General features: G+C 44.8%; 16 protein-coding genes. 1 reads left to right on the top strand and 15 read right to left on the bottom strand.

The window, feature by feature from the left end:
- Nucleotides 1-62: 62 nt before the first annotated feature.
- Nucleotides 63-1,451 carry an MATE family efflux transporter gene (locus tag B3K42_RS09845; protein ID WP_110989963.1) on the bottom strand — a complete coding sequence of 463 codons (1,389 nt, stop codon included), beginning with the start codon at nt 1,449-1,451 and terminating at the stop codon, nt 63-65.
- Nucleotides 1,452-1,863: 412 nt separating this feature from the next.
- Here B3K42_RS09845 and B3K42_RS09850 point away from each other — a divergent pair, with 412 nt between their 5' ends.
- The gene (locus tag B3K42_RS09850; RefSeq protein WP_292598550.1) at nt 1,864-2,595 is read left to right on the top strand and encodes a Nif3-like dinuclear metal center hexameric protein; all 732 of its coding nucleotides are present in this window, start codon (nt 1,864-1,866) and stop codon (nt 2,593-2,595) included.
- Here the strand turns inward: B3K42_RS09850 and B3K42_RS09855 are convergent.
- From B3K42_RS09855 to B3K42_RS09920, 14 genes are all read right to left on the bottom strand, one after another.
- Nucleotides 2,592-3,125 carry a GNAT family N-acetyltransferase gene (locus B3K42_RS09855; RefSeq protein WP_110989961.1) on the bottom strand — a complete coding sequence of 178 codons (534 nt, stop codon included), beginning with the start codon at nt 3,123-3,125 and terminating at the stop codon, nt 2,592-2,594. The two genes, B3K42_RS09850 and B3K42_RS09855, sit on opposite strands and share 4 nt — an antisense overlap.
- A 78-nt stretch (nt 3,126-3,203) precedes the next feature.
- Nucleotides 3,204-4,511 carry a uracil-xanthine permease family protein gene (locus B3K42_RS09860; RefSeq protein ID WP_292598554.1) on the bottom strand — a complete coding sequence of 436 codons (1,308 nt, stop codon included), beginning with the start codon at nt 4,509-4,511 and terminating at the stop codon, nt 3,204-3,206.
- A 370-nt stretch (nt 4,512-4,881) separates the two neighbouring features.
- Nucleotides 4,882-5,325 carry a ferritin-like domain-containing protein gene (locus tag B3K42_RS09865; protein WP_292598555.1) on the bottom strand — a complete coding sequence of 148 codons (444 nt, stop codon included), beginning with the start codon at nt 5,323-5,325 and terminating at the stop codon, nt 4,882-4,884.
- A 109-nt stretch (nt 5,326-5,434) separates the two neighbouring features.
- Nucleotides 5,435-5,710: a stage V sporulation protein S gene (locus tag B3K42_RS09870; protein WP_292598556.1), complete on the bottom strand. Its 276-nt coding sequence runs from the start codon at nt 5,708-5,710 to the stop codon at nt 5,435-5,437.
- A gap of 119 nt (nt 5,711-5,829) precedes the next feature.
- Nucleotides 5,830-6,984, bottom strand: coding sequence for a 2-oxoacid:acceptor oxidoreductase subunit alpha (locus B3K42_RS09875; RefSeq protein WP_292598557.1), 1,155 nt, complete (start codon nt 6,982-6,984; stop codon nt 5,830-5,832).
- The gene (locus B3K42_RS09880; RefSeq protein WP_110989959.1) at nt 6,977-7,201 is read right to left on the bottom strand and encodes a 4Fe-4S dicluster domain-containing protein; all 225 of its coding nucleotides are present in this window, start codon (nt 7,199-7,201) and stop codon (nt 6,977-6,979) included. Before B3K42_RS09880 ends, B3K42_RS09875 begins: the two co-directional genes overlap by 8 nt.
- A 22-nt stretch (nt 7,202-7,223) precedes the next feature.
- Complete coding sequence (locus tag B3K42_RS09885) at nt 7,224-8,345, bottom strand: sodium ion-translocating decarboxylase subunit beta (protein WP_292598559.1); 1,122 nt, start codon at nt 8,343-8,345, stop codon at nt 7,224-7,226.
- Nucleotides 8,346-8,404: 59 nt separating this feature from the next.
- The gene (gene ppdK / locus B3K42_RS09890; protein WP_292598561.1) at nt 8,405-11,047 is read right to left on the bottom strand and encodes a pyruvate, phosphate dikinase; all 2,643 of its coding nucleotides are present in this window, start codon (nt 11,045-11,047) and stop codon (nt 8,405-8,407) included.
- Nucleotides 11,048-11,254: 207 nt separating this feature from the next.
- Nucleotides 11,255-12,139 carry a glycine betaine ABC transporter substrate-binding protein gene (locus B3K42_RS09895; RefSeq protein WP_292598562.1) on the bottom strand — a complete coding sequence of 295 codons (885 nt, stop codon included), beginning with the start codon at nt 12,137-12,139 and terminating at the stop codon, nt 11,255-11,257.
- A gap of 21 nt (nt 12,140-12,160) precedes the next feature.
- Nucleotides 12,161-12,802 carry an ABC transporter permease gene (locus tag B3K42_RS09900; RefSeq protein ID WP_181419031.1) on the bottom strand — a complete coding sequence of 214 codons (642 nt, stop codon included), beginning with the start codon at nt 12,800-12,802 and terminating at the stop codon, nt 12,161-12,163.
- Nucleotides 12,803-12,806: 4 nt separating this feature from the next.
- Nucleotides 12,807-13,934 carry a betaine/proline/choline family ABC transporter ATP-binding protein gene (locus tag B3K42_RS09905; RefSeq protein WP_110989956.1) on the bottom strand — a complete coding sequence of 376 codons (1,128 nt, stop codon included), beginning with the start codon at nt 13,932-13,934 and terminating at the stop codon, nt 12,807-12,809.
- 11 nt (nt 13,935-13,945) lie between these two features.
- Nucleotides 13,946-14,608 carry an ABC transporter permease gene (locus tag B3K42_RS09910; protein ID WP_110989955.1) on the bottom strand — a complete coding sequence of 221 codons (663 nt, stop codon included), beginning with the start codon at nt 14,606-14,608 and terminating at the stop codon, nt 13,946-13,948.
- Nucleotides 14,609-14,888: 280 nt separating this feature from the next.
- The gene (locus tag B3K42_RS09915; protein ID WP_110989954.1) at nt 14,889-16,079 is read right to left on the bottom strand and encodes an MFS transporter; all 1,191 of its coding nucleotides are present in this window, start codon (nt 16,077-16,079) and stop codon (nt 14,889-14,891) included.
- Nucleotides 16,080-16,351: 272 nt separating this feature from the next.
- Nucleotides 16,352-16,846 (bottom strand): extracellular solute-binding protein (locus B3K42_RS09920; protein WP_292598566.1); only part of this gene is annotated, 495 nt, incomplete at its 5' end.

Genomic DNA, 16,846 nt, shown 5'->3' on the forward strand with positions numbered 1-16,846 from the left:
ATTGGCCAGTTAGTTCTCAGTGCAGTCTCCCAGATTGTCAAGCTCCGCATGGAGCATAAACCTCAGTTTGATCTTGCCTGAATCGAATCTGCAGTACTCTCCCATTTGCCCGAGTAGAATCTGATGAATTTAAGTGTTGTTCTAAACGCCATGTCAGCCATCATCCCAATCCATGCGCCAAATAGCCCTAGGTCCAAATACCTGACGAGTACGTAGCCCAAAGGGAGCCGAATAAGCCACATCGCCACCAGGGATGCTTTCATAGGGAAGGCTGTATCACCTATTCCTCTCAGTCCACCGGTCACCGCATAATCAGTGCCCATGACCACTTGGAACAAGCCGATTATTCTTACGGGAAGCCTTCCTTCTTCAATTAGCGTCGCTTCATTTGTGAAAATTGATACGAAAAGATCTGGAAAAAGGGTAATGGCCATCCCAATTATTGATGAAATTCCGAGGGCAATGAACCACCCCTGCCTTACCACACCAATAGACAACCTCCTCTTCTTTCCCCCATTGTATATTCCGACAAGCGCGGTAACGGCCACCCCCATTCCCCAAGCTGGCATGAAAGAAAGTGACTCTACTTGAATTCCTATTCTGTGAGCCGCGTATACCTGGGGACCGGCAATGAAGAGGATATTCGCAAAAACCAGAACTCCGAAGGAGAATCCAAAGTTTTCGACTGAAGCTGGCAAACCGAGAACGAAAATCTCTTTGATCAGCCATTTTGAGAATCTCTGTGGCTTTTTCGAAATTGATATCCTTCCGTTTCGAAACAACAGGATTATTATGATTATAGATCCGGCGACTCTAGATATAACTGTTGCGAACGCCGCTCCAACGGCACCCATCTCAGGGAAACCGAATTTGCCAAAGATCATCGCATAATCAAGAAAGACGTTCAATCCGTTTGCGGCCAGAGCGGCAATAAGCGGTGATCTAGTATCGCCGGCTCCTCTCAGCGTGGCCCCGAGCACAATCATTATGCTCATTGCTGGAAAACCGGCCATGATAATTCTAAGATAGTTGCTCCCGTTCAACTGCATAAAGGAATCGCTGGAGGGAAAGAGCAGCGAAAGAAGGTTCTCAGAAAAGAGAGAGCCAAACGAAAGAACAAGACCGGTGAGCACGCTCAGATAGATTGCGTGCCAGGCTATGAGATTTACCCTCTGACGATTACCAGCTCCATAGCTATTCGAAATCAAGACCATCGACCCTGTCGAAATAGCTACTAGAACTGCCTGAAAAATGAAAACTACTTGATTGGCAGTACCTACTGCTGTCATTATTCTCCAGTCATAATGACCAAGAAAAGCGGTGTCTGAGATTCCTAGCAGCATTTGCAGGACGTTTTCGCCTATGGCGGGAAGTGCCATCACAAGAAGTGACTTTCTGATCTCCTTGGCTTCTTCTACATTGAGATAGGACTTTAGAAGACTGTAAGCCATCTACGCCTCCACAGTAAGGAATCCGCACTACTAAGTTTAGCATGTACTAACTCACTCTGAACGTGGTAATCACAAAATAGATGATATAGTGATTGAAGATGCTGGAGTATCAGACAGTTATAATAATTCTCTTGAAATGGATGCGGTTTTTTGCATTATTGCTTGACTTCTAATCTATATGATGATATATTATTCAACATGGGAAACATAAGCACATAATAGTTTGTATCATAATAAATATATATGTGCTTGTGTTTAAATAGATAAACCCCTTGTTTAGAGATGTGGATTATTGTGGTGCATTGCACCACTCTTTTTTTATTGAGGACCATTCTTGAAAGCTTTTGCTATGATAGAATATTTTCTGTCTGGAAGACAGCCTTTAATTCAATCTGCAACAAAGGAGGTCACTATGAAACCGATAGAACTTGAGAGGTTCTTGAACTCAGTTCTGGAACCCGAGAAGTTTGATGATTACTGTCACAATGGAATTCAGATTGAGGGAGATCGAGATATCAAGAGAATTGTAACTGGAGTGTCTTTCAACGAAGCCTTTGTTGAAAAGGCAATACTTGGAGGAGCAGATGCCATATTAGTTCACCACGGAATTTTCGGTAAAGATTTCTTCAGACTCACAGGTCACTTGAGAAGAAGAGTTGACAAAGTGCTTCGTTCAGGAATCACTCTTTTGGCTTATCACCTACCGCTTGATTCAAATATCCCTTACGGAAACAACTATGCGATATCGGAAAAACTCGGACTCCAGGATCTGGAAAGATTCGATGTTGGCCTCATTGGAAAACTGTCGGAAGAGACGTCTGTTCATGAGTTTCGGAAGCTTCTTTCACTTCTGTTTCCCGATCAAGTTATTGGTTGCTACAAGAACACTGATTTGATCAGGAGGATCTGCATAATATCGGGTGGCTCTTCATCTTCCCTGAACAAACTTGAAGGTATCGTCGACACCTTTATTTCTGGTGAAGTACGTGAGCCAATCCGAGAAATGTCAAGAGAAATCGGAATCAACTTCTTCTGGGTCGGGCATTATGCCAGTGAACGCTTCGGAGTAATGAATCTCGGACAGCTCTTGAAGGACAAGTTTTCACTTGAAGTGGAGTTCATTGAGCTTTACAATGAAGTCTAGTCATCCCTTTGAAGTTCAGTTTTCAGAATCCCCATTATGATTTCTTCATGGAATGCCCCGTCCCTGAAGATTTCTTGTCTCAATGTTCCCTCGATCTGAAAACCACATTTTGAATACGACTTGATTGCACGTTTGTTGAAGGAGTAGACGTTAAGTTTCGCTTTGTTCATATTCATCTGGTCAAATATGAATATCAGAAGCGTTTTCATTGCATCCGTTCCAAATCCTTCGTTCCAGAACTGCCTTCCGAGAAAGATTCCGACCGTTGCCACCCTATTCTTCCAGTCAACCTCGTTGATGCCGCATCCTCCAATGTATTCATCATCTTCAATCTTCGAAACTGCGAAGTTATATGTATCCTTGAAGGCACTCTGAGAATCATACCACTTCTCTTCCTCTTCCAGCCTGAGAGGAAAGGGAATCCCTGGAACAAGCATCCGCCTAACTTCGTAATCGTTTATGTACTTGTGAGCAAGAGCAATATCGCTCTTCCGGTATTCCCTAAGATACACTAGCCGACCCTTGAGCACTACATTCACCTCCATTTGAGATAGTATAACAAAGAGGTGCCCCACTTGGCACCTCTATGCAAAATTGCGCGGTTTTCTCTATTCTTCAGGAGCCTTTGTCAGCACAAATATTCCATTTAGGACTAACCCTACGAGTGCAGCAAGTCCTATACCTTCGAATCTCACTGGACCAATTCCTATAGCTGCGCCACCTATGCCAACTACAAGCATTACCGATATCACTATAAGGTTTTTACCATCAACTTTCACCCTGTTTTCTATAAGTGTCTTCATTCCAACGGCAGCAATCATTCCAAACAGCAATATTTCGATTCCACCCATTACTGCAGTGGGAATTGACTGAATCACTGCCCCAACCTTTGGCACAAACGAGAGTATCACTGCAAATACCGCGGCTATCCTCATTACTACTGGATTGAAAACCTTCGTAATTGCAAGAACACCGGTATTTTCACTGTAAGTTGTGTTAGCGGGACCTCCAAAGAAGCCGGCAACAGCAGTGGCGATTCCATCTCCAGCCAGCGTCCTGTGTATGCCCGGATCATCATAGAATTTTTTTCCAGTGATTGCCGATACTGCGAAGATGTCTCCGAAATGTTCAATCGTTGGTGCTAGAGCTACAGGAACAAGAACCGTTAGCGAGTAAATTGAGAACTTCGGAAGCACGAAGGAAGGAACCCCGACCCAGCTTGCCTGATTCACCGCTTCGAATGAGACATTCCCTGTTACTGCGGCCACAATGTAGCCCACGATTATTCCACACATAACGGGAATTAGCCTAGTAAATCCCTTTACGTAAAGCCTGACAATCACCGCTGTACTCAGAGAGACAATCGCAATCCACCAGTTGGAACTCGCCATGCTTATCGCAGTTGGGGCTAGATTCAAGCCTATCACTGCAATTATTGTTCCGGCGACAGCCGGCGGGAAAATCTTCTCAAATTTGCTTACCCCAAGCACTTTAATTAGAATTGCGATTCCCACCTGAACAAGACCCGCTATCAATATTCCTCCCGTAGCATAGGCAATCATATCGGGAGTAATCGCAAATCCTGCAGAAATTGCTTCCGGTACTGAACCGAAAGTCTCGGCCGCATTAGCGTGATAAAGAATCACGGCATTAATCGGAGCTATGTACGCAAAACTTGACCCAAGGAACACCGGTACTTTCCACTGTGTTAGCAAATGGAAAAGAAGCGTGCCTACACCTGCAGTAAACAACGCTACATTTACTGGAACACCAGTAAGGTATGGTACAAGGACCGTTGCCCCAAACATCGTGAACGCATGCTGCAGACCAAGTACAAGAAGTCCCCCTTTGCCCAGACCCTTACTCCTGTCCTCCTGCTCATTCACTTCCTGATAAGCCGATTTTTCATTGCTCACAAGATCCCTCCTCTTATTATGAATTAGCAACCCTAGAAAAAACGAGACCTCACGAATCTTCGTAAGGTCTCTTCTCGGAGTCTATTACATTCACAATCTTGATTATTACCATCTCGATTGAATAAATTATTCGAGAGAGTGACATCCTGTTACAAGGAGGACAAAAGCGACTCCCACACCGGTCGGTGAACAAAGCAGTTCCACTGTCAACAATCGTTTCCGACATAGAAGTCACTCTCCAAGAAAAATCATCCATCGGTAATTCTATCACAAAGATGATCAATATCAACGCGCTGGCAAGTCCACCCTAGATCTCTCACCAAACAGTCAGCGAACAACAAACTAATGCATTTGCTGCTGGAATTGTTACCTACAAAGAGCCATAAAGCTTAACGAGATCGTGAAGATGTCTGCGCTCTTCTTCGATTATCTTCTTGAGTTCATTGCTGTCAGGAATCACGGAAGAAAGATCAGAATAGAATATTATGCTGTCCTTCTCCACTTCCATTGCGCTACTAATCGCTTTGTTCAAATTCTGTGGAACCTCGGAAGATTCGATCCGGGGAAATATTGATATTTCGGCATAAGATTTGAGATAACCGACATTGTCGTTCCAGTCCTGGGTTGTTGAAGCGTTTCCCACATCCTTGAGGAGTTCTCTGAATATGTCTGCGTGCTCTCTTTCCTGCTCAGCTAGCCTGAGGAAAAAAGTCTTGACTTCTCCAGAAGTTCTTTCACCGAGCTTCTCGTAATATGAGTAACCCGCGCCTTCGATCTTTAAGGCTATACCTAACATATCGCTTACTGTAAGCATTTGCTACCTCCTTCGTTTCATCATACGGACTTCAATCACACACTTCTAACATAAAAAAGGAAGAGATCAAAGACCTCCCCCTCGACTGTCAGAGACTAATGAACCCCCATTACTTGATTTCGTCTTTCTCAGAAACAATCTTAATGGTGATCCCCGTTCGCATCTCTTCGCCAATTTGAATCTCCACAAATCCAGGGACCATATATACCCTAGTGCCCTGTTCTCTGAGGAATCTGGAAGCGATGGCAACTGCCTTTACTGCTTGATTCACAGCACCAGCGCCAATGGCCTGAAGTTCTACTTGTTCGTTCTTTGAGATTACCCCGGCTATGGCACCTGCTACCTTGTTCGGATTAGATTTAGAACTGACCTTCAGGATTTCCATTGAGATTCCCTCCTTTTGCAGGTAATTTCGCTGTAATTCTACCACAGAGGCCGCTCAATTAGCAAAAGTTTTAACATACTGTTCGCAAAAAGAAGGAAGAATCATTGCCATTCAAAATTCTACAGATCCATTATCTCGGACTTAACTCTCGATATTGCGTCGAGAACCTCCTGTGGAGTTATTAATTCACCATTAACTTTGCTTAGATGCTCAATCTTTGCGCCACGCTTGTTTAGCCTGGATACTTCATAGAGAATTTGCCCAAGGTTCATCTCGGCAACAATTACGGCGCTCATCTTTTTTAGGAGCTGCCTGAGTCTTGTACTCGGAAATGGCCAAATGGTGACCGGTTTGAAGAGTCCAACATTGATTTTGTCCTCTCTTGCCATCTTCACGGCCTTGATTGCGCTTCTAGCAACTGATCCGTATGCGAGAACAAGTATTTCGGCATCCTCTGTCAGGTACTCATCATATATGACTATTTCATCACTGTGAAGCCTAATCTTGTTGTCCAGCCTTCTCAACAGCCTGGCTGAATCAGATGGGGATCCAACCGGGAAACCCGATTCGTCGTGAACAAGGCCGGAAACATGAAATCTTGACTTCCCCATCTTAACAAGAGGTGTAGCCAGCATCTGATCATCACCTTCAAAGGGATGAAAGATATCATCTTCAGCCATTTCTGTCTCGCCCACTCTTTGAACTTCCATAATCTCTGAATCATGAGGAAGATAAACACTTTCCCTCATATGACCCAGAATTTCATCCATCAGAAAGATAACCGGCGTTCTATATAATTCGGCGTAGTTGAAGGCAGTGATTATGTACTTGTAAACTTCTTCAACGTTTGAAGGATAAATTGCAATGATCTGATGATCACCATGAGTGCCCCATCTCGCTTGCATGATATCTCCTTGAGCCGTCTTTGTGGGCATACCTGTTGAGGGTCCGCCTCGCTGTACATTGACTATTACGGTAGGAGTCTCTGTCATTGCCGCGTACCCTATCGCTTCCTGCATCAAAGAAAAACCTGGTCCACTGGTTGCAGTCATTGATTTCTCACCGGCGAGAGATGCACCTATTATTGCTGCCGCGCTTGCAATTTCATCCTCCATCTGAATGAAAGTTCCTCCTATTTTCGGAAGCTCTCTTGCCATTGTCTCGGCAATTTCTGTGGCTGGCGTAATTGGATAGCCGGCGAAAAACCTACATCCAGCCTTTATTGCTCCAAGTGCACATGCTTCGTCACCCTGAAGCAGCATGAATTCACGCATCTTCTTTCACCGCCTCTAGTTCATGAACATCGATCGCAAAATCCGGACAAGCGTTTTCGCACATGAGGCAACCTATACAGGTCTTCTGATCAATTATCTGTGGCCTGCCCAGTTCTCCCTTGGTGATCGTCTTCGTGGGACATATCCAATAGCATATACCGCACTTTTTACACAGAGTGTGATTGATATTTACTTGATACTGCTTCCTTACAGCCATCATGTCCTCCCACTCCACATTATCATATTATTGAAAGGAATACCCCTGCAGCAACTGCCGATCCGATTACACCCGAGATATTCGGTCCCATAGCGTGCATAAGAACAAAGTTTGTCGGATCCTCCTCCGAAGCTACTTTCTGCGCTACCCTTGCGGCTGTTGGGACAGCCGAAACACCTGCAGCGCCTATCAAAGGATTCACTTTATTCGTGGAAAACACATTCATCAACTTAGCGAATAGAATTCCCGAAGCAGTTGCTAAAATGAAGGCAGCACAACCCAATCCCAAAATCATTATACTCTCCAACGTAAGGAATATCTTCCCGTCTGCCTTGGCACCCACAGATACACATAACAAGATTATTACAGTATCGGAGATGTACTTTCCTGAAGCTTCAACCAAGCGCTTCGTTCTGCCGTTCTCTCTTAGAAGATTTCCTAGCATCAACATTCCAACTAATGGAAGTGCCTGGGGAACGATTAGCGATATCGCGATAGTTGCGACAATCGGGAAGACGATTCTTTCGAGCTTCGAAACTTTCCTGAGCTTCTTTCCCATCGTTATCGAGCGTTCTTTGCGAGTAGTGAGAAGTCTCATTATTGGCGGTTGAAGAACAGGGATCAAGGCAATATATGAATACGAAGCTATGGCAATTATGGGAAGGAACTGGGATTCCAAAATACTGGCAACGTATATGGAAGTAGGTCCATCGGCTCCACCAATAATGGCTATCGCCGCTGCATCTGAAATGGAAAATCCCATCCAGTTCGCTGCCAGAAAGGTGATGAAAATCCCTATCTGTGCAGCAGCCCCCAAAAACAGTGTCTTGGGATTAGCTAAGACGAAAGAGAAGTCAGTAACCGCACCAATACCGAGAAATATCAAAGGGGGATATATTCCTAGCATCAGTCCCTGTTGCAGGATCCACATGATACCCGTTCCCGGAGCAAAAACCCCAGTGACCTCTGGAGGAATATTCGCAATTACCATTCCGAACGCAATAGGCACAAGAAGAAGTGGTTCAGCATCTTTTGCAACTGCAAGATAGACGAGAAGCCCTGCAATTGCAAACATTACCCAATTTTCCCAGCTTACCGTGGCGAATCCTGTCTGTGCTAGATATCCCGAGATCAACGCTGCCATGATAGGCAAACCTCCAAAATAGCAAAGGCCGCACCCTCAGGCGCGGCCTGAAATAACGACTATCCATTCTTCACTACTGCTTGAGCTGCCGCTAACCTAGCCACGGGAACTCTGTAAGGAGAACAACTGACATAATTGAGACCTACAATATGACAGAATTCAACCGATGAAGGCTCTCCACCATGCTCACCACAGATTCCTACCTTAAGATCCGGCCTGGTTGAGCGTCCCTTCTCTGTTCCCATTTTAACGAGCTGTCCAACACCGGTTCTGTCCAACTTCTGGAATGGATCACTCTCTAAAATGTCCTTCTCCAAATAATCGCCGACGAATTTTCCATAGTCGTCTCTGCTAAACCCATAGGTCATCTGAGTAAGGTCATTTGTTCCGAAGCTAAAGAACTCTGCTTCTTTGGCTATTTCATCAGCAGTCAGTGCGGCTCTCGGCACCTCAATCATTGTTCCGACCTTGTATTCAAGCTTCATTCCCGACTCAACAACCAGTTCCTCGGCCGCCTTCATGATTATCGATTTGACGTACTTCAACTCTTCTAGCTCGACAATCAATGGAATCATGATTTCGGGAACGACTGACTTTCCTTCCTTCACTAAGCGCAGAGCTGCTCCAATTATCGCCTTAGTCTGCATTTCGGCTATCTCAGGATATACTACGGCAAGTCTGCAACCTCTGAATCCCATCATCGGGTTGAATTCATGAAGATCTTCAATAGTTGCCTTGAGCTCCTCATATGTCATGCCCATCTCTTCTGAAAGTTCTTTCACGTCCTCTTCATCTTTTGGAAGGAATTCGTGAAGAGGGGGATCGAGAAGCCTTATAGTGACAGGAAGCCCTTCCATAGCCTTGAATATCCCATAAAAATCCTCTTCCTGCATCGGAAGAATCTTAGCCAGTGACTTCTCTCTCTGCTCTTTCGTATTAGAGGTAATCATCTGTCGGACAGCAAAAATCCTGTCTTCCTGGAAGAACATGTGCTCGGTCCTCGTAAGACCTATTCCTTCTGCACCGAACTCCCGAGCTATCTTCGCATCGTTTGGAGTGTCGGCGTTGGTCCTTATTCCGAGTTTCCTGATTTCGTCTGCCCAATTGAGGAGCTTAGCCAGAGGCCCTTCGAGACCCTGAGGCTTGACGGAATCCAGCTTGCCCATGAAGACCTCGCCAGAAGTACCGTCGATGCTTATCCATTCGCCTTCCTTTATAATCTTTCCATTCACCTTCATGACTCTTGTCTTCTGATCAACTTCAACGGCTTCACAACCTACAATACAGGTCTTGCCCATTCCTCTGGCAACGACTGCGGCATGAGAAGTCTTGCCTCCAGTAGAGGTCAGAATCCCCTGGGCAGCCGCCATTCCGGCAATATCTTCTGGAGAAGTTTCCGGCCTAACAAGAATGACAGATTTGCTCTCATCCCTAACCATTCTTTCTGCCGTTTCGGGGTCAAAGGCAACTACTCCGGCTGCCGCTCCCGGAGATGCTGCTATTCCCTTTGCGAGGAGCTCCGCACTCTCCATAGTCTCCTTCGTGAAATAAGGGTGAAGAAGAGTCTCGATATGTTCGGGGGTGACTCTCATAACTGCTTCTTCTTTGGAAATTTTCTTTTCTTCAGCAAGATCAACTGCGATCTTGACGCTTGCGTAGGGCGTTCGCTTTCCATTACGAGTCTGAAGCAAATACAGAATCCCGTGTTCAACAGTAAATTCAATATCCTGCATGTCTCTATAATGGTTTTCCAGTTTGCTAAAGATATCTAGTAGCTGATCGTAAACTGCTGGACTAATATCCTGAAGTTTTGTTAGAGGGAATGGCGTACGCGTTCCGGCAACAACGTCCTCTCCCTGAGCGTTCGGCAAATACTCTCCATAGAATTGCTTCTCGCCGGTATTAGGATCTCTCGTGAATGCGACTCCCGTTCCGCTATCTTCTCCCGTGTTGCCAAAAACCATTGCCACAACGTTCACCGCAGTTCCCAGAAGTTCTCCTTCTTTTATTCCATTAAGGGCACGATACTTTATCGCCCTTTCATTCATCCAACTACCAAATACTGCGTCAATCGCCATCCACAATTGTTTCCAAGGATCCTGAGGGAACTCTTTGCCGGCCTTCTTGTAGACCTCTAGATATCTCTTCACGACCTCTTTCATATCTTCTGCATCAAGTTCCGTATCAAGTTTCACGCCTTTTTCCTTCTTGATACTCTTCAGTGCTCCTTCGAACTCGGAGTGCTCGATTTTTAGAACAACGTCGCCGAACATCTGAAGAAATCTTCTATAGGCGTCGTAGCAGAATCTGGGATTGCCGGACTCTTTGACCAAACCATTTACAGTGTCATCATTGAGACCAAGATTTAGAATCGTGTCCATCATGCCAGGCATTGAGATTGCTGCCCCTGACCTCACCGAAACAAGCAGTGGTCTCTCAGTAGAACCAAACCCCTTTCCTGTTTCTTCTTCCAAAAGCTTTACAGCTTCTTCCACTTCATTCTCCAGGCTTTTTGGATATTTATTACCGTGCTCGTAGTAGTACTTGCAGACCTCTGTGGAAATAGTGAATCCCGGAGGAACAGGTATCCCTATCTTAACCATCTCGGATAGGTTTGCTCCCTTTCCGCCAAGAAGATTCTTCATCTTCGCGTCTCCTTCGGCCTTCTTTTTTCCAAAATAGTACACAAATTTCTCTGACACTTTGTTTCCTCCCTTCCTGAAAGCATATTCGACCGATTATATCATAGCCAGCCAGACGAGGTGTCTTCCTACAACGTCACTGAGAAGGTCTGTTTCGTTGGCTTCAGTGAACATCGAAGCTGCCACAACATTGAGGAATCAATCATTATTCGGCCAGTACAATAACAAAGCCGCCCTGAGGCGGCTCTAAATCCAATAATAACTAATTTAATCTATCAGACCCAATCCCTTAAGGAATCCTTCGGCAACTTCATCCGGCTCATAACCACCAGCGTCTACCAAATAATTCAGCCTGATCATTATTGGTTCCGAAAGATAAACAGATATTGGTCTCAAGATCTCTTCTATCTCGGGATTGTTATCCAGCACTTCCTTACGTACGGTAACTGCAAGATTGTATGACGGGAAGAAATTCTTGGTATCTTCGAGTACAAGCAGATTGTATTTCTCCAGCTTTCCGTCAGTAGAAAAGACCATGGCAACATCGATCTGGTTCTTGTCAAGTGCCTCATAGGTAAGCCCGATCTCCATTGTCTTCACTTGCCTCTTTTCCACAGCAAAACCGTATGTCTCACACATCGGCCAGAACCCATCATCTCTTTCAAGGAATTCATATACGACTCCAAAGAGAAGATCCGGATCTTCGTGGGTTAGCTCAGCGAGATCTTCGAGTGTTGCAAGTCCATGCTCAGCAGCGAAATCTCTTCTAACTGCAAGAGCATAAGTGTTGTTGAAATTGGCCATGTCAAGCCATACAATGCCATTTTCGAGATCTTCGGCCTTTACAGCATTGTAAAGTTCAAGAGGATCTCTGATCATCTTTTCGTGGCCCAAATACGTTGGCCAGGCCGTACCCGTATAGTCTGCGTAAAGATCAATCTGTCCAGTTTCGAGTGCACTTCTTGCAACAAACGAGCTCATTCCAAAATTCTCGGTCACTCTGAACCCGGCATTTTCCAGAAGCTGAGAAATCATGCTACTTACAATGTACTGTTCTGTGAAGTTTTTTGCTCCAACACTCAGTCTTGTCTGACCAAATGACATGACCGTTGCCACTAATACTACCAGCGTAATAAGAAATACTCTCTTCAAAACTAAACACCTCCATGTTTCCTATGTTCTGAGGCCTTTCGAAGTCAGAGCCTTCTCCGAAAAACCTAGGATTATGTCTACTGCTATCGCCAGGATCGTCACAGGAATTGCTCCTGCAATTATCATTGGACCCTTTGTCATACGGAGTCCTGTGAAAATAATCTCTCCCAGACCACCCGCACCAATTGATGCGGCAATAGCAGTAGTACCGATATTTATTGTCGCCGAGCTTCTAATTCCCGAAAGCATTGTTGGAACTGTGACAGGCATTTCCACCTTCCACAATACCTGCCTGTTAGTCATTCCCATTCCTTTAGCCGCCTCTTTCATCTTCATCGAAACATTCATTAAGCCGGAAGCAGTGTTGAAAACTACTGGCACAAGACTGTACAGGAACAGAGCCACCACAGCTGGCGGGGCTCCAATTCCCATGAAGAGGAAAACAAGAGCGATCACTGCGATACTGGGTACGGCCTGAGTTGCTCCTGTAATCGATAAAACCAGGTTACCGGCCCTTCTGTGACCTGGCCTGGTAACGAAAATTCCAATTGCAACCCCCGCCACTACCGCCATACTCCAGGAAGCAAGGAAAATGAAAACGTGTTCAAGAAACTTTTCCATGATGTAACCAGAATTCTCGACCATATATTCCAAGACTTCCATAGCCTCACTCCTCATCAGATGATTCATAAGTGCCTACTAGGTTTACAAGATCTTTGAACCTCAGGGTACCAAGTAGCCTCTCTTTATCATCTACTACCGGTAATGAGGAAAGCCCGGTATTCATGATCAATGACATCGCCTCCATCAAATTCGAAAGAGGTTGTATGGTCTCGATAGATCTCAAGTAATCCTTCAGGGGCTCTTCATCAGACGCTTTTTTGAGCTGTTTCAGCATCACATAGCCCTTAAGTCTCTTGTTACCATCGACAACGTAGGCAAATTTCCTTCCCTCATTGTTGAGAAAATCCTTTGCCTTTTTCACATCGCAGTCACCTGTATCTTCGATCCACTTTCCACCGGGAACGTAAGTCTCTCTTACTCGAACAAGTTCAAGACCCTTCAACGCTCTGTCTGCACCAAGAAGATCTTCAACAAACTCGTTAGCCGGTTCCTGAACTACCTTCATGGTATCGGCATACTGAACTAGCTTTCCATTGTCTAGAATAGCTATCTTATCACCCAATTTAATCGCTTCTCGAATATCGTGAGTAACAAAGATAATCGTCTTCTCGATCTTCGACTGAATCTCGAGAAACCCGTCCTGAAGTTTTTCGCGGTTTATTGGGTCTATTGCCCCAAAAGGTTCATCCATAAGAACTATCTTGGGGTCAGAAGCTAGACCTCTCGCAACTCCGACTCTCTGGCGTTGACCACCCGAAAGTTGCGCCGGATACTTCTCTGCGAAATCAGAAGGCTCGAGATTAACTAAATCAAGTAGTTCGTAGACATGCTTCTTTGTCCTTGATTCATCCCACTTCATTAGTCTGGGAGTTACGGCAATATTATCGAAAACGGTCATGTGAGGAAAAAGCCCAATCTCCTGAATCACATAGCCAATGCTTCTCCTCAATTTGATGGGGTTAATTTCGTCAAGAGAAGTCCCTTCGACAATAATCTCCCCGCTGGTCTTCTCAACCAATCTGTTGATCATCTTGAGAGTAGTTGTCTTTCCACAACCAGAAGGGCCAATAAGTATTGTCAGTTTCTTATCTTCAAATGATATGTTCAGATTGTCCACAGCTCTGATTCCGACTTCGTATTCTTTGACTACGTCCTTGAATTCTATCGACATCATTCTCCTCCTCACTTATCCCGTTCAATCTTCAGACCTTTAGGAGTAATGACCTCTTCCAGGGCAAGTAAACCGTAGTTCATTCCTATTCCCAAGGCTGATACAATAATCGCTCCAAGAAGAACCATGTTGAAATTCGATCTTCCAAGTCCTGAGAAGATAAAATATCCCAGGCCTCTCGCGCCTATGAGATAGGCGATGGTCGCTACACTCACACCCATTACCGCCGCATTTCTCACGCCGGCCATGATAATCGGGATAGTAAGTGGAAGTCTTACTCTGAAAAGTATTTGGCTATTAGTCATTCCCATACCTTTGGCCGCCTCTATCATTCTGGGATCGACTGAATTCACTGCCACCACAGTATTCCTTATGACAGGAAGGAAGGAATAGATCACTAGAGCAATAACTGCCGGAGTGACTCCAATCCCTGCTTTCAGCGGGGCCAGCAAGACGACCATATAACCGAAGAGTGCGAGACTGGGAATCGTCATGAGAATTCCCGCTCCGTAGAGAGTTATCGACGAAACCTTCTTGTTTCTTGAAACGATTATTCCAATGGGTACGCCAATCCCAATTGCAATTGGTACCGCTATCGCAATAATCTTTATGTGATTAAGCAGCTCTATCAGCACCAGGTCGTAGTTTCTTGCCAGATACTCAAAGAAACCCATACTCTTCTCCTTCCAAATCTTCCGACAAAAAGTAGGTGAACGGAATGATTAAGACCTTCCCCAATAACTAAGTATTAACTTTCAGCCTAAGAATTATTCGTTGCTGAGCAAACAAGATAAACAAGACAAGACCCTAATCAGAGTTATTCAATCACTAGACTTATGACGTATATTTATTATAGCACAGAGCACGATTGAATTCCTAGAAAGACGAACTCTTCCTGAGAAGAGCTTCTTAACTTAGAAGTGCTTTCTACGAGAAACATAACGATACAGCAAGTTATACGTTAGTTTTCTTCCGCTCAGTACTGATCTTTCTGATGAAAGTCATCTGACTCACGAAAACGATGATAATCAGCCCGATTGACATAATGCCAATGCTTCTCAGACTGGCCCAAATTTGAAGAAAATACCCCCCAACTAGCGGACCGACACCGAAGATAATGCCTACCATAGACTCATGTATCCCTCCCTGCTTTCCGTGATCATCCTCTCGGGAATTCAGGCCGTAAAATATCGCGAATATGTAAGGCACTGCATAAGTCGCGCCTGAAAAGAGAGTCGCCAGGAAGAACGTAGGAGCAGTTTCAGGCAGAAAAAAAGTTAGTGTTGCCGCTCCAAATACGGCAATCATTGTTAGAAAGGAGATTCTAGGACTGCCGACCCAGAATCGGAAAAAACTCATGAAAACAAACGATAGGAAAACTCCGATGTTGGCACCTACAGTTAAGAAACCGACATTCTCCAAAGGTATTCCTGTTGATGAGATTAGCTTCGGAAAAAGTGCCATTCCGCTAGTATAGATAATTCCAGCCAGTAGAAAAGTGAATCTATATACTCTTCTGTAGTCCTTAATCTTTGGAAAATCTATTTCGCCAAGAGAATTCTTCAATCTGTCGTGAAACGGACCGGGAAGAGTTTCACCGAATCTTTTTATGTGCGATCTTATATGCAGAGTTCCTAGTAGGCTGAGCGTTATCCCATAAGTAAACACCACTACCGGGACTTTTTGAATTAGAAAAGGGCCAAATGCCATCCCTACAACGTTTCCTGCACTCCAAGAGAGAACGAAACGGATAACAGTCGCCGAAGGATCAACCCCAGCAGCTTTCTCCGACTTCGAAAGCAAGCCTTCAATTGATGGAAAAAAGAAGCCGAAAAAGACGTTCATTCCGATTACCGATATTACCAGATGTATCGGAAGAGTCCAGAAGAATCCAAAGACAAGCGATATCGCCATTAAAAACATGCCATTCGATAGGCTTCGCTTGAAACCAACTTTGTCCCCCATCCTGCCAAATATCAGAGCAGAAACAACGTAGAAAGCGCAACCGACGAAGTTGATTAGACCAATTTCTACATATGATAGCCCCCAATCTGCAGCCTTTGTGTTGATGGCCGAAGTCAGAAGGTAGAGTAGTATGGAGAACGAAAACGCATAGAAGTTGAACGCGTGAAAGTATCTCTTCATTATTGAACCGCCTTTCAATGATCCTGTCAGAAGAACCGCAGCTTTTCAATCACATTCATTCTACCCCAATCAATGGCAGAGGTAGCAATTATCATTCTTCGATATGAGCATACAAGATTTCGGCTTTTGGCCTCTTCGGTCTCACGAGGAAGACCACATAAGCATCTCTTCTAATCACCAGTGATCTTCCATTAGTAGGCTTTTCAAAATGAGCAACTGTCGTGACAAAAAAATGGAGGCCTAAGGCCTCCAACTACTCTTAACTTCTGCTTCTATTGATTAGCAACCTTTAACAAAATTTCCTGTTCCGCCCAGGCAAGTCCCTCTTCGACGGTTCTCTTCTGATTAATTACATCTCCCACCATAGTTCCGAGAATAGTCCTGACATCGTCCCAAAGAGCAACATTGGGATCTACCGAGCCAAATGGAATCTGGCTGATAGGAACTAGGACCGTAGGATTCTGTTCTTCATACGCTTTCCACTGAGGAGTCGTCAAAGCAATTTCTGTTACCGGCATATACCCAGTCTTAACTGACCAGTAAGCCTGGATCTCAGGACTTATGAGGTACTTCATGAACTTCCAGGCAGCCTCTTTCTGCTCCGCTGTGATCCCTTTGAACATAACAACATCCGTTCCAGCAAAGGGTGGTGCCTGAACTTCCCACATTGGAACGGGAGCCCATGCCCAACCATGCTTTCCTCTTGAACCGGAGTCGACATAAGAAGCGGAGGCGATTGTCTCAACAAACATGGCGATCTGACCATC

The organism is Mesotoga sp. UBA6090, assembly GCF_002435945.1.
GTDB lineage: Bacteria > Thermotogota > Thermotogae > Petrotogales > Kosmotogaceae > Mesotoga.

Coding starts and splice junctions, on each gene's coding strand:
- B3K42_RS09910 (WP_110989955.1), bottom strand. CDS start 14,608: ATGGGTTTCTTTGAGTATCTGGCAAGAAACTACGACCTGGTGCTGATA.
- B3K42_RS09905 (WP_110989956.1), bottom strand. CDS start 13,934: ATGTCGATAGAATTCAAGGACGTAGTCAAAGAATACGAAGTCGGAATC.
- B3K42_RS09865 (WP_292598555.1), bottom strand. CDS start 5,325: ATGCTTACAGTAAGCGATATGTTAGGTATAGCCTTAAAGATCGAAGGC.
- B3K42_RS09915 (WP_110989954.1), bottom strand. CDS start 16,079: ATGAAGAGATACTTTCACGCGTTCAACTTCTATGCGTTTTCGTTCTCC.
- B3K42_RS09845 (WP_110989963.1), bottom strand. CDS start 1,451: ATGGCTTACAGTCTTCTAAAGTCCTATCTCAATGTAGAAGAAGCCAAG.
- B3K42_RS09870 (WP_292598556.1), bottom strand. CDS start 5,710: ATGGAAATCCTGAAGGTCAGTTCTAAATCTAATCCGAACAAGGTAGCA.
- B3K42_RS09850 (WP_292598550.1), top strand. CDS start 1,864: ATGAAACCGATAGAACTTGAGAGGTTCTTGAACTCAGTTCTGGAACCC.
- B3K42_RS09885 (WP_292598559.1), bottom strand. CDS start 8,345: ATGGCAGCGTTGATCTCGGGATATCTAGCACAGACAGGATTCGCCACG.
- B3K42_RS09900 (WP_181419031.1), bottom strand. CDS start 12,802: ATGGAAGTCTTGGAATATATGGTCGAGAATTCTGGTTACATCATGGAA.
- B3K42_RS09875 (WP_292598557.1), bottom strand. CDS start 6,984: ATGCGTGAATTCATGCTGCTTCAGGGTGACGAAGCATGTGCACTTGGA.
- B3K42_RS09880 (WP_110989959.1), bottom strand. CDS start 7,201: ATGGCTGTAAGGAAGCAGTATCAAGTAAATATCAATCACACTCTGTGT.